Source organism: Streptomyces poriticola (genome assembly GCF_036689765.1).
In the GTDB taxonomy this organism is placed as follows: domain Bacteria; phylum Actinomycetota; class Actinomycetes; order Streptomycetales; family Streptomycetaceae; genus Streptomyces; species Streptomyces poriticola.
Genome location: NZ_JBAGKH010000003.1, coordinates 40,345 through 54,478 on the forward strand (window position 1 = coordinate 40,345; position 14,134 = coordinate 54,478).

Here is a 14,134-nt window from a genome sequence, read left to right on the forward strand (position 1 = left end):
GGTCGTGAAAGGCTCCGCCGGGCCGTTGCGGGCGTTCAGGCACCCACCTCGCGGCACGGAAGCGCCGCCGCCCGCGCTCCGCAGTACGCCGGGTCAGCGCTCGCGGCCGCCATGGCGCCGGTGACGCTCACGACCGTCAGGGTCGTCATGGCGTCGGTGACGATCACGACCGTCGCGGTCGTCATGGCGCCGATGACCGCCGCCCAGGGGAACGGTGTCGCAGTACACCACCGGCCCCGGCGTGCTGGGCGGGGTGGCCGCGTCGGGCGGTATGCCGTCGGTCTCCATGACCAGCAGACGCAGTCGGTCACGCTGCGCGCCCGGAGGGAGAGGGATCTGGCCGACGTAGGAAGGGGTCCTTGTGGACGCGGCATCGATCGAGGTCAGTGTCACGGTCGTGTCGTGGAGTGTCACCCAGGCGAGGTCCTCGTCGGTGACCGCGTCCTCCCGGCGCTGCACGGTGGCCGTGAGGCGGGGCGGTGGGGACTCCGCGGGGTCGTAAGAGGGGCCGGTGACGCTGACGGTCGGCGCGTCGTCCAGCTTCACCCGCAGTTCGCGGTCGGGCAGGGTCCGGACCAGATCGGTGACCACGACCGGTGAGATCTCGGCTCCCGGAATCGAGTTCGGCTGGTAGCGGACCAGGGCCAGCCGTACGAACGGCAGATAGCTGTCCCCGGTGTCGAGGTCCAGATCGCAGAACCAGCGGTTCCCGGTCGGGTCGAACTGCGGGGCGAAGCCCACGACGGTGACGGTGGGCGCCGACGCGGTGGGCGTCATCGGAACGAGCCCCTCCGCATGCCGCACCGCGTTGGTGAACGTCGACACCGTCGGGGCGGCGACCTCCGCGGAGCGGTGGACGGGGTCGCGGCCCATCAGCGTCACATCCAGGGCGTCCGTGGCTGGTGTGCCGACGCCCGGTGTCGGCCCGAGCACCACGCCGAGGAGTTCGCCGTCCCCGGACGAGAACCAGGGGCGGTCCAGGAACACGCGGATTCCGCCGCCGCGGCGGCGCCGGACGACGGTGCCGGGTGGGCCTTCGACCGTCTCGAGAGACAGTGTGGGTACGCAGTACAACAGCCTGGGTGCGGTGGGCCTGGCACTGCTGGGTATCGAGTGCTCCACGGCGGTGCCCTGCACGGTCAGCGCGCTCGCGTCGTGCTCGGCGAGCCGGGACGGGAAGTAGTCGCCGAACCTGGTTCCGGCCACCGGATGGTAAAGCACCCTACGGTGCTTGGTGTCGCCGAACTCGTGCTTCCCCGGTTCCGGTCCGCCCGGTTGCCCGGGTTCCGGTCCGCCCGGCTCCTCGGTGGTACGGGTGCTGAAGGTCAGGGTGCCGTCCTGGAGGGTGGCCGGTGCGGCACCGGGGACGTCGTCCAAGGGCAGTCTCGCCGTGAGGAGGTCGAAGACGGGTGTGGTCATCGGACGCTCGGCGCGGCCTTCCTCCCCCTCGTCGACCACTTCCGTCCAGGTCGCGACGAGTTCGATCCGGTCCGTGCTGTCCTGGTCCAGCCTGATCGTTCCGGCGAGATGCTCGGCGGTGGCGCCGGCGGGACGGTGCGCCGCGGGCCGCAGGTCCAGCACGGGCTGCTTCAGCGGCCGCTGTACCGCGTGCACGAGGGTGAGTTCCTGCCAGGGTGTGAACATCCAGTGGCGCCCGGTGGCGGCCACTTCCAGAGCGGTGGCTGCCCGCTGCTGCTCCTCCTCGGCCCGCCGCGCCGCCCTCTCGCCGTCCTCCGTCGCGGCTTCCGGTGCCAGTGGTGGGCCGGGCTGCTCCCGGCACCAGGAGGCCAGGCCCATCAGGGTCTCGTCGAACGGGAACGCGGAGCACACCCTGACGGTGGCCACGCGGCCCTTGGGGAGCGAGACGGTCAGCACGCGGGACGCCTCGTCGAAGTGCGGCGGGGCGTTCCCCTCCGCCAGTCTCAGCCGGAAGGAGCGGGGCCGGTGCCAGACGCTGCCTCCCCACGGGACCTCGAACGGCTCGCCCTCCCGCATGCCCGGCAGGTCCAGCAGCAGGGCCCCCGTGGCCAGGGGATCCCGGAGATAGGGCAGCTCGACCTGTTCCCCTCGGTGCCAGGCGGTCGCCACAGGATGGTCCGGGTCGGCGGCGGGCGAGTCGACCGGTTGCACCTCCACGTCCGGCTGGGCCGGATCGCTGAGCGAGCCGTTCTCGCGGGATGCCAGCGCGTAGCCGGCCTCCCTCGCCGCGCGGTCGCCCGAGCCGATGGCCCCGTCGAGCAGCCCATGCCGCTCGACGCACTGGAACGAGGCCTTCGGAGCCACCAGGTGCCGTTCGTCGACCCCGCTGAAGGGCGTGTGGTCCCCCGCCGTGACCAGCGGCGAGCTGTTGAGGTGCGCGGCGTACTGGTCGGCGGTCCGGGCCGGTTCCGTGCCGCGCGGGACCTCGCCCGCCGTGCCGGGGGTGCCGGGGGGAGCGTCGCAGTCGACTGCGAAGCCGCTCCTGCGGCCGAGCTCGGTGAGGGACTGACAGCCGGGAATGCCGTCGGCGTCCCTTCCGGCGAAGCCTTGATCGCGCTGCTCGGCGGCGTAGGCCTCCCCGGTCTGCGGTCCGAAGTGCCCGGTCGCACCGGCGGGGATGGGGTGGTGGCGGGCGATCAGAGCCTGTTGGACGAGACGTATGTCCTCGTTGGTTCTTCCGGGCTGCACGTTGGCCAGGACGACGGTCCGCGTCCCCGTCCCGGGGGCGGCACCGCCGGCCGGGCCCGGGGAGCTGCCCGGAGTGCTCCGGATGACCATCCGGAACACCGAGGCACCCTCGCCGAGGGACAGCCGGGGCACCACGGCAGGGGCCGGCACGGATTCGAATCTCCGGAACGGGAGTGGCCCGTTCCCGGGCAGTACCCAGTCGCCGCTGCTGTCCCGGGCCACCAGGGCATCGGCCTCCTGCAGGGTGAGGCCGTTGCCGGCCAGGTCGACGGTGCGCAGCCGTATCCGGTATTCGCGACCGAACCTCAGGCGGGGCAGCGAGCCCTTCTGCACCCCGACGTCGATCTCCAGCGGCAGGCGGGTCTGCGCGTCGTTGGCGGGATCGACGACCTCGTCGGGCGCCCCCTCCCCGATGCCCAGCACCCGGCCGGGACGGGGCGCGGACAGGGACCAGCCTTCCCAGGTCATGAGCCGTTCCGGTACGCATATGTCGTCGCCGTCGGCGTCGGCCGGCGGGGACACCAGGTTGACCTGGAAGAAGCCTTCGTCGGAGACGGTGAGGAACGGCTCGTGACCACCGGGGGACCGGTAGGCGACCGTGCGTGCGTGCAACGAGTACCAGCGTGCCCGGGTGTTGTCCCAGACGTCCATCCGGTGGCCGCGGACCAGGTCCTCGGCCGAGAGATCGGGCATGTCCGCCGAGTCCGGCCGGTTCGCCTCCGGTCCCTCGCCCGCCTGCCTCTTCGCCTCCAGGGCGGCGACGGCCGCGTCGTTGTCCTGGGCCGCTTTCGCGAAGTCGGCCGCGAGGACCCCTTTGCGATCGTCCCTGACCAGGGAGATCCCCTGCGTACGGACCGGGGCCAGACCCTTGGTCTCCGGGGACCGCGCGGCCGGATCCGCTGCGGCACCGCCGGCGTCGGCCGGATCCCGGGAGAGTACCGCCAGTTTCAGCGCGGCACTGTCGATATCGGCCTGCTCGAGAGAGAAGTCCCTCTCGGGCAACGCCACCAGGCCGAGCGCCGGAGAGCCCAGTGGATCGGCCTCGAACGTCCGGGGTGCGGCGACGAACAGCTTCCGGTCGGGGAGGAAGACGTAGCGCGTGCGCGGGGGCAGGTCCTGGGAACTCGGGCCGAGTTCGGAGACCCAGTGCGGGACCACACTCAGGAGGTGTTCACCCGACGAGACGGGGATCCGCTCGGCAGGCAGGAGGAAGTCCAGGATCAGCCCGAGCCGTCGCAGCAGCGCCGGGTGGTCACCGAGTGAGGTGAGCATCTGGTGGAAGTCCGGGTCCGGTTTCTTCGGAGGCGGAGGCGGAGGCGCCTCTCCTCTCCCGAGCGTCGGCGCACTCTGGAACGGGGGCCGGTGGAATCCCTCCAGTTCGTCGAGACCTCGGCGCATGGCGGAGCCCTGGGGAGAGAGCCCCTGCCCCGGTTCCTCGGAGCTCATCATGCGCTGCATGACGGAGCGCATGTCGGGGGGCTGTTCGGGAGACTCCCTGGCCGCCACCCCGTAGGCCGTCCGGGTCGCGTCGCTGACGCGCCTGGCCGAGTAGGTGCGAGCCCTTTCGGCCCGCCCCGCCATGCTCTCGAAGACGTACGGCTCCACGGGGATGTCCTCGCCGAAGAGATCCGTCCAGAGCGCGGTGTCGGGAACCGGGCCGGACGGTCGGACCGGACCGCTGAAGGTGGAGGAGACGCCGTCTCCGGGCCCGAACTCGAAGGTCGCTTCCTTGATTCGGTCGGGCCAGGCGAGGAAGTCACGGAACGGCTGCAGCGTGCCGCGTTCCGATTCCTCCGGCGGCCCGGTTGCCGGATCGGTGTCGGGGACTCCGAGCCGGGGAGAGACGAACACGGAGACCTTTACCTGGGTGCCGTCCGCCGACAGTCCGGCCGGAAGCACCGTCCACAGCACTCTCTGTTCGAACTTCATGATCACATCCCGTCCGGCCCTACGGGTCGGCGTCGAAGCCCAGGCAGTAGTCCTCCCAGTGCGTCTCCCTGTCGAAACAGTCGACGAAGGAGGGGTCGCCCGGCGCACCTGAGAAGCTCCGCTCGAGGCTGAGGGAGACCGACTTGCTGAAGAAGGCGATCCTGACGCTCACCGTGAGGGTGCCCCTCCCCCGCACCACCGACTGGTTGCCGTGTTTCTCGTACGTGAGCTCCAGATAGAAGTCGACGGAAACGGTGACGATGCCCAGCACGCACAGGAAGCCGTTGCAGCGCAGGTAGCCGCCCACCTTCACGACCTTGTCCAGGACTTCGAAGCGGACGCCGGCCATGACCGTCACCCCGCCGCTCGCCACGCCCAGGTTCAGCGCCGCGCCGCCACCGAACTCGATGGCGCCCTCGGCCGCCCTGATTCCCTCCTCCGCGTCGACCAGCAGGGAGAAGTACCCACCGCCGCCGAACAGGGAGACGGTGACGTTGAAGGGGCGCTGCCGCTCGGAGACCGAGAAGCGGAAGGCGATGGCCCTGTCAGGCTCGAAGGGAATGTCGAGTTCCAGATTCAGGGAGACGTTCGCGAGCGAGAAGACACCGACCCCTACGGCCGGAAGAGCCAGCGAGTAGCCCGTACGAATGCCCGAGGGCTGGACGTCCACGTACGCGCCGGAGCCGAAGGCGTCGGCGGGCAGGGCGTTGCGCAGCGTGTCGATGAACCTGAGCTCGCCGAGGAACTTCAGCTCCAGGCCGGACGCCGACACCTCCGGCTTGTTGCCGGGGACGGCCTTGAATCTCAGGTCGGCGATCTCGACACGGGCGACGCCGGCGACGTTCAGCGCGACATCGCGCAGTCTGCCCTCTATCGACGTCCTCTGCCCGGCTTCCTTCGAGACGGCCGTCCGTGCGTCCAGGGTCAGCACCGCGCGGGACACGTCCAGCAGGAGTGCGTCCCCCGGCTCCGGCGGTGTCAGCCCGGCCTTCCACACATAGCGCAGTTCTTTGCCGCCCACCCCGTCCGCGAGGTCGCGGATGCGCAACACCGGGACGGGAATCAGGCTGCCCTCGTCGTCCAGCATGCGCTGGATCTCGTTGTCCCCGAGCTGCTTCAGCCGGTCGAGATCCTGCCTGGCGACGGGGCCCACCAGGTCGCCCAGGTCGATGAAGCCGAGCAGCTTGGCGGCTCCGAAGGCGTTCCTGATCTCCGCGACGGGTGCTGCGTCGACCACTCCGGTGGGGTCGGTCCTGAACATGTCCGGCACGACCCCTGCCTGGCTGGTGATCACCTTGACGGCCGCGTTGGGCCTGGCCACGCCACCGACCTTCTCCGCTGCGAAGTCGAGGCCGACGGCGTCGACGAGGTCGAGGTAGGCACCGGCCGGATGCGCCGTCATGCCGCGGTCGCGGTAGACGTCGTTGAATCTGACGGACACGTCTCCCGTTGTCGGGGCGAACTGCTCAAGGGCGGGAACCCTCACCTCGGCGCCGGACACGACAAGCGTGCCGGCCAGCGGATGGTCACCTCCGTCCGCCTTTCGCGTCATCGCGAAGGCCAGCTTGCCCACCGCGTGGCTGGTGCTTCCGGGAGCGTCGGCGGGGGGCTGTGCCATGGCCATCACCTGTCCGCCCAGTGACCGCTCGACGCGGTCCCTCACGCTCGTCTCGCTCTGCGAGTAGCGGTCCCGCAGTTCGTCCCAGTCACCCGCCCGTGAGGCGGGCACGAACACCAGCGGCGTGGTGAAACTGACCTTGCGCCCCTCGTGATCGGTGGCCAGAACGGTGAACTGATGGTCACGCTCACCGTCCTGAAGCTCGACCCAGAACGCCTTCAGTGCCTCCGGCTGATCCAAGTCGTTCCGGGACCAGACCGTCCTGAGCGGCGGGGTGACCCGGTCGGTGACGCGCAACACGCGGAAGGGCATCTCGCGTCCCTGATGCGCGAAACCGGTTCTCTCCCCGTAGTGCACTTCGGGTTCTCTCAGGACGATCCGGTCCTCCCGCTGCAGGTAGGCCACGATGCCGTCGTCCGGGCGCGCCACGAACAGCCGCTTGAACTCGCTCACCAGGAGCGCCGGGTGCCCGGTGGAGAGGAAGCCGCGGGTGACGACCCGGACGAACTGGTCACGGCCCAGACCCGTGATGTGGTCGTACGCCACCAGGTCCGGGCTCTTCCTTCCGATCGTCCCGAACTGGGTGGTGGCGCCCGGCGACACGTCGTCCCAGGCGCCGTGCAGGTGGACGGAGGCGCCCAGGGGCGTCGCGATGAACAGTTCGGCGCGCAGGGGGGCACTGGGCAGCATGATGGGTGCACCTGCGGCGTCGATCACTTCCGCCCGGCTGGTGAGCGTGACGAGGTCCTCCAGGTTGGACGCACTCAGAGGGACCTGCACGGAAACCGGGGCACGGTCGTCGACCCTCCTCAGGGCCCGCAGCAGCGCGTCGCCGCCCCGTTCGCTCCGCAGCCGGGCGTGCCACAGCCCGGTACGGCCGTCGGGGCTGTGGGGCTCCGGCAGGCACACCCAGTTGACGGGTTCGTCGTAGGTGAGGAGTAGCCGGGTGGGGAACTCGAGGACGCTTCCGGTGGGCACCGTGGCCGTGGTGCCCGGCTGGACGACCGGCACGGTCATCGGCACCAGCCGCTCCCAGTCGAGCAGGGAGTCCAAGGACAGCTCCAGGCCGTCCACCTCGGGAGGCACCGAGAAGACCAGTTGGGACGCACCGGAGGCGAAGGCCTTCATCGAGCCGAGTGAGACGGTCGCGGGGTCCAGCCTTCCGGCGACCTCCTCCAGGACGTGCTGTGGTGGCAGCCCGACCAGGATCAGGGTCGGCGCGGCCGGCTCCCGCCGTACCAGGCGGCGGCCGTCGAACCGCAGGTTCACCAGGCCTATGTCGACCACCAGCATGTCCGCCGGGCGCACCACCCGGAACGGCCCCACCTCACCCCCGTCGCCGGGGTGGTCGGGACGGCCACCGCCGGGCCCAGGGCCACCGCCGCCTGGACGGCCGGGGCGATCACCGTCCCCAGGACGGTCCGGACGCCCACCCCCAGGACGATGCGGACGACCCGCACCGCCAGGGCGACGCGGACGGCCCCCACCGTGGGGACGCTCAGGACGACTGCGGGAAGTCATGACGGAACCCCCTCGTACGAGGGAAGGGAAGGCAGGGCCGGCGCCCCGTCCGAGGCCCTCTGGCCCCTCCCTTCCCATGGTGCGCCCGGGGGCGGAACATCGCCATGTGACGGCCCTCGAACCGACCCATGGCCAGATTCCCTTGTTCACCGAGCAGTTGGGCCCGATCAGGGTGTTCGCCCGGGCGACTTGCCGCGCTCCTCGCATCGCGCGGCGCGCCCGACGGTGCGACCCTGGAACTGGTGCTGTGCGCCGATCCGCTCTCTCGTGAGGAGGGACGATCATGGCCATGCGTCTGGTTGTCTGCTGCGACGGCACATGGAATTTCGCGGACCAGCCGAGCAAGACCAACGTAGCCAAGGTAGCCCTGTCCGTGCGCTCCGGGTCCGCTGCCGGGAAGGAGCAACGCGTCTATTACGACAGCGGTGTCGGCACCGAACGGCTGGAGCGCCTGCGCGGCGGCGCGTTCGGGGCGGGGCTGTCCCGGAACGTCGTGGACGCCTACCGATTTCTCGTCGAGACGTACGAGCCCGACGACGAGTTGTTCCTCTTCGGCTTCAGCCGGGGTGCCTTCACCGTCCGCAGCCTCGCCGGGCTGGTGCGCAACAGCGGCATCCTGCGCCGGGACCACGCCGACCGGATCCCGGAGGCCTGGGCCCTCTACCGGGACCGGATCGAGCAGCCGAACGGCGCCGCCGCCACGTTGTTCCGTCGCACGTACGCGCGCGAGACGGAGATCAGATTCGTCGGAGTGTGGGACACGGTGGGCGCCCTGGGCATCCCGGTCCCCGGCACGTCATGGCTGCAGCCGGCAGCGAACCGCTTCAACCGCCGCTGGGGCTTCCACAACACCGAGCTGAGCAGCTGGATCAAGGCGGCATTCCACGCACTGGCCGTCGATGAGCAGCGCTCGGCGTTCCGGCCGACACTGTGGCACCGGGATCCCGGCTCCGCCGCGCAGGGCCTGGAGCTCAAGCAGGTGTGGTTCGCCGGGGTCCACAGCGACGTCGGCGGCGGCTACCAGGAGTCGGGGCTGTCCGACATCGCCCTGCTGTGGATGGTCGACCACGCCCGCAGACACGGCCTGGAGTTCGACGCCGAGGCACTCAGCGCGGAGGGGCCCCAGGTCATGCAGCCTCAGGAGAGCACCGGATTCCGCGTACGGCCGGACGGTTCGGGTCCTGTCCACGTCTCACGAGCGGGCATGTACCGCCTGGCCAGACCTCTGCACCGGCCGCTGGCGCAGGCGGTGAACGACAACGGCGAGCCCGATGGCAACGAGTTCCTGGCGGTACCCGCCAAGGAGCGCTACGACGGTGACGGGAGCTACCGGCCACCGGAGCTGGAGCGCTACCTGAGCGGGCAGCAGGGGCGGATCCGGCTGGAGCCGGTCCTGCTGCCCGGCCTGTCCGCGGGCCTGCCGCCCATGCCTCCGGCTCCGTCGTTCAGAGCCGCGGGGTCGTTCAGGGGAGCCGCGGGCGGGCCGCCGTCTCACGGCCGCCCGCCAGAGCGGTGAGGACGCGTCGGGTCTTGCTGTCGGGGTGCTCGGAGAGCGCCAGCCCGCTGTCCCGCAGTGCTTCCTGCAGTTTCCGCTGCCGACGCTCGGCCCGTGCCGTGAGCGTCTCGATGTCGTCCTCGTCCTTGGGCTTCACCCGGACCGAGGCCTCCAGGAAGTCCAGGCCGGTGACCGACCAGACCTCCAGGTCCACCTCCAGGTCCTCCAGCGGAACGTCGTCGGCCCTCGTCGAGCGGACCGGCCCCAGTGCGACCAGCCCGTCAAGCCGGACGGCGGGCGCGCAGGCGTGCAGGAACTGGTCCTGCACGCCGTCGAGCGACGCCACGGGATCGGCCCCGGGCTGCACCGCGTCCGACAGCACCCCCGCCGGGTGACGGTGCACCAGGGAGGCGGCCACGACCCGGCGGCCCCCGGACCAGTCCTCCTCGATCCGGTAGGTGAGCGGCTGCGCCTCGAAGGGGGCGGAGAAGCGGCCGACCAACTGCTCGCGGGTGCACGGACGCAACTTGACGGTCAGGTCGTCCGGGCTCCCGTGGATCCTGAACCGCAGGATCACACCGGCGTCCAGCAGCGGCACCCGGCCCTCGGCCACACCGATCCGGTCCTCGGCGAACCAGATGTCGCGTGTCGTCATCGGGCCGTGCGGCCCGCCGAGCGCCGAGAGCGCTGCCGCCGCGTCACCCTCGACGTTGACCTTGATCTCGATCGGCAACAGGTCCATGGCATCTCCCGCACGCTGTCCCGGGACAGGAAGGCCGACTCGTCCGACGGCTACCACACGGGTTTCACATCGGATCCGAAGCCGCCGCCGGCCGGACGCTTCTCGAAGTGGAGGTGGGGGCCGGTGGCGTTTCCGGTGGAGCCGACCTCTCCGATCTTCTGGCCGGCCTTGACCGAGCCCCGCTTGACGGTCTGCTCGGAGAGGTGGCAGTACCAGTAGTCGAACCCGCCGGCGCGCAGCACCAGGAAGTTGCCGAAACTGCGGTCGTCCCCGTTGCGGACGATGGAGCCGCTGAGCACCGCGACACATGCCTTGCCCTTCGGCGCCGCGTAGTCCACGCCGGTGTGGTAACCCAGGCTCCAGTGCGGCCCCTTCACCCGGTAGTGGGTGGTGACACCGTGTCCGGGTACGGGGGATGCGACGCGGCCGCCAGGAGCCGACTGCGTCCCGGGGACGCGGAGCCGCTCCCAGGAGGACTTGCCCGGAATGCCGTCGGCAGCTGCCCCCTCGAAACCGATCTTGCGTTGCCAGGCGGCGTAGGACTGCTTGTCGGCGTCGGTCCACTCGGGACCGGGGCCTGTCCGGTATTTGCCGCACCCTTCCGCCACCAGGCGTTTGCCCATCGAGGCGATCACGGGACTGCGCTGCCCTTTGTGGAAGAACGTCGTTCCTGGGAATGGTGCCAACGCAGGCATGGCCCTCTCTCCTTTCCGTACGGGCCTGATCACGATGCGGACGGGCCTGTCGAACGCCCGGGCTCTGACCGTGCCTGCGCCACCGGTGGCCGATCGCCGCCCCGCGGTGTCCGCCACCGGTGTCCGCCACCGGGTCGTGGATCCGGTCGGACGCGCACGTCTGGTGGTTGTCGGTGGATGTTCCGGGAATGGCCCCCCGCGGAACTCCGTCCGAGTGGCCTCGACCTCGTGGTCGGCCCTACCTCCAGCCTGCGCCCCCCAGGGGGCGTGCGCAAACCAGGAAAGGGAGGTCCTGCCCGCGGGGTTTCAGGAGTTGGGCACCTCGAGCCTGTCCCAGCTGAACCTGCCGGGAATGCCGTCGGCAGCACTTCCCTCGAGCCCCAGCTTCTGCTGCCAGGCGGTGTACGACCTGACATCGCCCGACCCCCACACGTCGATACCGGTGCCCGTGGTGTAGCGGTCGCAGTCTTCGGCAACGAGCCGCCCGTGCATCCCGGCGATGACGGGCGATCTGCGTCCCGCCCGGAAGAACGACGCACCGGGGAACGGCTCGAGCCGGGGCTCCGCCGGGCGGTTCTCCGGCTGGGACACGAACGAGGGCCAGGAACCGGGGTCGACGTGGTCGTTCTCCGGGACCTGGCCGTGGGCGTACCACCCTCCCTGCGAACTCCACTTGTCGGCCGGACACGTGTTGCGGGACAGGGAGGTCGGGCGGCCCATGGGCCAGACGTCCGGTACACCCCAGGAGCTGATCCATGCGTGGAGATCGGACCAGCCCCGGCAGGGAGTGTCGACGAGCCTCGCGAACACCGCGCCGCTCACACGGCAGTGCGGGAAGAACAGGGCCTCGATCTGGATGACGACCTTGCCGGCCCGGTTGGTACGCGTACCGCCGGCCGCGTCGGACAGGGCTTTGCTGCGGGAGGTGGCGGGGAAGAACTGGGCGAACGCTCCGGTGAAGGGATCCCAGAGGACATGCGGCGCCAGGCCCCGACCGCTGCCGGTGAAGAAGCCCTTGAGATTGGCGAAGGGGACCAGGTCCAGGGGAGCTTGGGCGCTGGCTTTCCTGTCCGCCGTGATGTGCGCGATCGCCTTCGCCGGGAATTCCTGGTCGCACGGCGCGTGGTCCCCGAGGTCCGCCTTGAGCGCTTGCGGCATCCATGGAGTGGGCACGGTGAGATCCTTCCCTCGCAGAATCTCCCCTGTTTCCACGATGCATCGGGTGACGGGCTGCGGCAAACGTGAGAGCCGCCGGAAGCGGTCGTCCGGCTTCGGCCTGTGCCGACAGGGCTGTTGGGCCGCGCATCGTCCGATCGCGACGGACGCGGCGACCGTTCCGGGTCACCTCCTCCACGGCACCTGTGGTGGCGAGGGGTCGAGGGGCGTCGGGAACGCCGGCAGCCCCCGGCCACCGGAGGGGCGGGGGCTGTGTGCGTGCGTGTGCGAGCTCGGCTTACGGCAGGTTGCGGGCCATCACGATCCGCTGAACTTGGTTGGTGCCCTCGTAGATCTGGGTGCTTTACGGGTCATACGGCGCTGACCTGCGCGGACACCCCTCTTGGCGGAGCCCTCCCCAGCATTTCCCCATGATCGTCAGGAGTCTGCCCAGGTCGGCGCCGTACTGGCGGCAGCCTCCCCGACCGGTCGGAGGAGCGGCAGGCTCCGGGGAGGTTACGCGGTTTCCCGTTCCGTCAACCGTGATCGCTTGACCCGCGCGCCCTGGCCTCGGGAGCATCAACCCAGATGCGGGGTACTGGCAGCACGGGAGAGGGGAACCCGACCATGAAGGTCACCAAGCTGGTCAGCACGTGCGACATCACAGACTGCCCGACGATCTACGCGACGGATCGCGGCACGCTCTTGGTGCAAGGAGAGACTCCGACCGACCACGGGCTTCAGATTCCCTCTCACGAAACCCTGGTCGAGATCCCGATGGAACTGATCCAGAAGGCCATCCGTGACAACCTCATCTAGGTCCCTTGGCGACCTCTTCGACACGTTCCAGCGTGAGGCGTTCCGGCTGGAAACCCTCGACGACTACAGCAAGTCCGGGAACGTCGACGCCTACCACGCGTTCCTGGCCGGGGAGCCACAGCCGGACGACTACAACGCGGGCTGGGTCGAAAAACTCCGCTCACGCACCGGAAAAGGAAAACGGGTCTACCGGGTTCACATTCTGCGCCGCCCGCTCACGCACTATCTTAGGTTCGAACTCGGGTGGGGGTACCAGAAGAACATGTCCGGGGGTGAGGAGTTCTTCATTCTCGACATCACCGACAGGTCGAACCCCCTAGAGAACGTACCTGATTTCTGGCTATTCGACTCCGAGTCCGTGGCCGTCATGAACTACGACGGCGCCGGAAAGTACCTGGGCTCGGACGTCCTGCCACCGGAACAAACGGCGGAATTCTCCGGGCATCGTGACACGGCACTCGCCCACGCGGAGCCGTTCACCGAATGGTGGGCCAAGTACGGGGCGTGAACAGGGCACAGTTGGGGGCGGCGCTGCGGGCACTGCGCCAGGCATCCGGGAAGGAGGCCAAAGCAATCGCCCGTGGCGCACTCATGTCTCCGTCCAAGCTCTCCAAGATCGAGAATGCGAAGCTGGCTCCCAGCGCGACGGACGTAGAGCGCATCCTCATCGCCATCGGCGTTTCCCCCCAGATCAAGGCCGAGTACACAGAGGCCGCTCGGTCGGCCGGCACGGAGACGACAGAGTGGCGGCTGCTGAAGCGGGTCGGTGTTCACAAGGGGCAGCAGGAGGTCAAAGCCCTTGAAGCCCAGATGTCCGTGCTGCGGATGTTCCAACCGGCCCTGGTTCCTGGGCTGCTCCAGACTCCCGAGTACATCCGAGCCGTGTTGCAGCGCCACGACCTGAGTGACGACACACTGGCCCGCACGATCAGCGGTCGGCTGGAACGCCAAGCCATTCTCTACGACAGCTCCAAGTCACTGCGGTTCGTCATCACGGAACCCGTGCTGCGGTGGCGGATCGTCCCGCCTCCCATGATGGCCGCCCAACTGGACCGGATTGTTTCCATATCACGGCTCTCCCATGTCGAAATCCGCGTGGTCCCTCTGAGCATTCAGCAGCACGACATGGCGAACCACTCCTTTGCCGTTCGGGACAACCGGATGGTCACCGTGGAAACGGTCCATGCTGAGGTACTTGTTACCGACCCCAGAGACGTAGATATCTACGTGAAGAAGTTCAACGGGTTCTCCCGAGTTGCGCTGTCCGGTGACAGCATGCGGAGCCTGGTCGAGGGCATCCGCGACGACTTCTTGCGGGAACAGGAAACAGGCTAGAGCCGCATCCGTGGCCCACCGAAGATGGCGCCATGGAGAGCGAAGAGAGAACTTCCGATCCTGGAACCCACACGACAGCACGAGCGTGCCTGTCGGAGCCACCGCGCGAGCCGTCACCCGAACCCGGTTGCGCTGACTGCCTGTCGATATCGGTAGCC

At 69.5% G+C, this 14,134-nt stretch carries 10 protein-coding genes; 4 read left to right on the top strand and 6 right to left on the bottom strand.

All coding sequences use genetic code 11. From position 1 onward, the window contains the following. Positions 1-93: 93 nt before the first annotated feature. The 3 genes from V5O46_RS05270 to V5O46_RS05280 are packed head-to-tail and all read right to left on the bottom strand — an operon-like array spanning position 94 to position 7,701. Positions 94-4,596 (bottom strand): hypothetical protein, encoded by a 4,503-nt coding sequence (locus tag V5O46_RS05270; RefSeq protein WP_332883249.1) that lies wholly within the window; start codon positions 4,594-4,596, stop codon positions 94-96. Between the two features lie 19 nt (positions 4,597-4,615). Beyond that, positions 4,616-7,525 (bottom strand): hypothetical protein, encoded by a 2,910-nt coding sequence (locus tag V5O46_RS05275; protein WP_332883250.1) that lies wholly within the window; start codon positions 7,523-7,525, stop codon positions 4,616-4,618. After that, a complete protein-coding gene (locus V5O46_RS05280) occupies positions 7,489-7,701 on the bottom strand; it encodes a hypothetical protein (protein WP_332883251.1) in 213 nt (70 codons plus the stop codon). The genes V5O46_RS05275 and V5O46_RS05280 overlap by 37 nt, the downstream gene beginning before the upstream one ends. A gap of 317 nt (positions 7,702-8,018) precedes the next feature. On the opposite strand from V5O46_RS05280, the gene V5O46_RS05285 reads away from it, so the two are divergent. Continuing rightward, positions 8,019-9,251 (top strand): DUF2235 domain-containing protein, encoded by a 1,233-nt coding sequence (locus tag V5O46_RS05285; protein WP_332883252.1) that lies wholly within the window; start codon positions 8,019-8,021, stop codon positions 9,249-9,251. Here V5O46_RS05285 and V5O46_RS05290 read toward each other — a convergent pair. The 3 genes from V5O46_RS05290 to V5O46_RS05305 form a co-directional block, all read right to left on the bottom strand. Further along, a complete protein-coding gene (locus V5O46_RS05290) occupies positions 9,199-9,972 on the bottom strand; it encodes a hypothetical protein (RefSeq protein WP_332883253.1) in 774 nt (257 codons plus the stop codon). The two genes, V5O46_RS05285 and V5O46_RS05290, sit on opposite strands and share 53 nt — an antisense overlap. Positions 9,973-10,022: 50 nt before the next feature. Continuing rightward, complete coding sequence (locus tag V5O46_RS31820; RefSeq protein ID WP_408648909.1) at positions 10,023-10,667, bottom strand: peptidoglycan-binding protein; 645 nt, start codon at positions 10,665-10,667, stop codon at positions 10,023-10,025. A 306-nt stretch (positions 10,668-10,973) separates the two neighbouring features. Continuing rightward, on the bottom strand, positions 10,974-11,840 hold the full coding sequence (locus V5O46_RS05305) for a peptidoglycan-binding protein (RefSeq protein WP_332883254.1): 867 nt from the start codon (positions 11,838-11,840) through the stop codon (positions 10,974-10,976). 609 nt (positions 11,841-12,449) lie between these two features. Between V5O46_RS05305 and V5O46_RS05310 the strand changes: the two genes are divergently transcribed. From V5O46_RS05310 to V5O46_RS05320, 3 genes are read left to right on the top strand one after another with little or no spacing between them, the layout of a single operon-like run. Then, on the top strand, positions 12,450-12,641 hold the full coding sequence (locus V5O46_RS05310) for a hypothetical protein (protein WP_332883255.1): 192 nt from the start codon (positions 12,450-12,452) through the stop codon (positions 12,639-12,641). Beyond that, positions 12,625-13,149, top strand: a complete 525-nt coding sequence (locus V5O46_RS05315) for a DUF6879 family protein (RefSeq protein ID WP_332883256.1) — start codon at positions 12,625-12,627, stop codon at positions 13,147-13,149. Before V5O46_RS05310 ends, V5O46_RS05315 begins: the two co-directional genes overlap by 17 nt. After that, a complete protein-coding gene (locus V5O46_RS05320) occupies positions 13,146-13,976 on the top strand; it encodes a helix-turn-helix domain-containing protein (RefSeq protein WP_332883257.1) in 831 nt (276 codons plus the stop codon). The genes V5O46_RS05315 and V5O46_RS05320 overlap by 4 nt, the downstream gene beginning before the upstream one ends. The last annotated feature ends 158 nt before the right edge of the window (positions 13,977-14,134 follow it).

What these genes read in the sequence shown, in the direction of transcription:
- V5O46_RS05270 (WP_332883249.1), bottom strand. Translation starts at nt 4,596, where the DNA reads ATGAAGTTCGAACAGAGAGTGCTGTGGACGGTGCTTCCGGCCGGACTG.
- V5O46_RS05285 (WP_332883252.1), top strand. Translation starts at nt 8,019, where the DNA reads ATGGCCATGCGTCTGGTTGTCTGCTGCGACGGCACATGGAATTTCGCG.
- V5O46_RS05290 (WP_332883253.1), bottom strand. Translation starts at nt 9,972, where the DNA reads ATGGACCTGTTGCCGATCGAGATCAAGGTCAACGTCGAGGGTGACGCG.
- V5O46_RS31820 (WP_408648909.1), bottom strand. Translation starts at nt 10,667, where the DNA reads ATGCCTGCGTTGGCACCATTCCCAGGAACGACGTTCTTCCACAAAGGG.
- V5O46_RS05310 (WP_332883255.1), top strand. Translation starts at nt 12,450, where the DNA reads ATGAAGGTCACCAAGCTGGTCAGCACGTGCGACATCACAGACTGCCCG.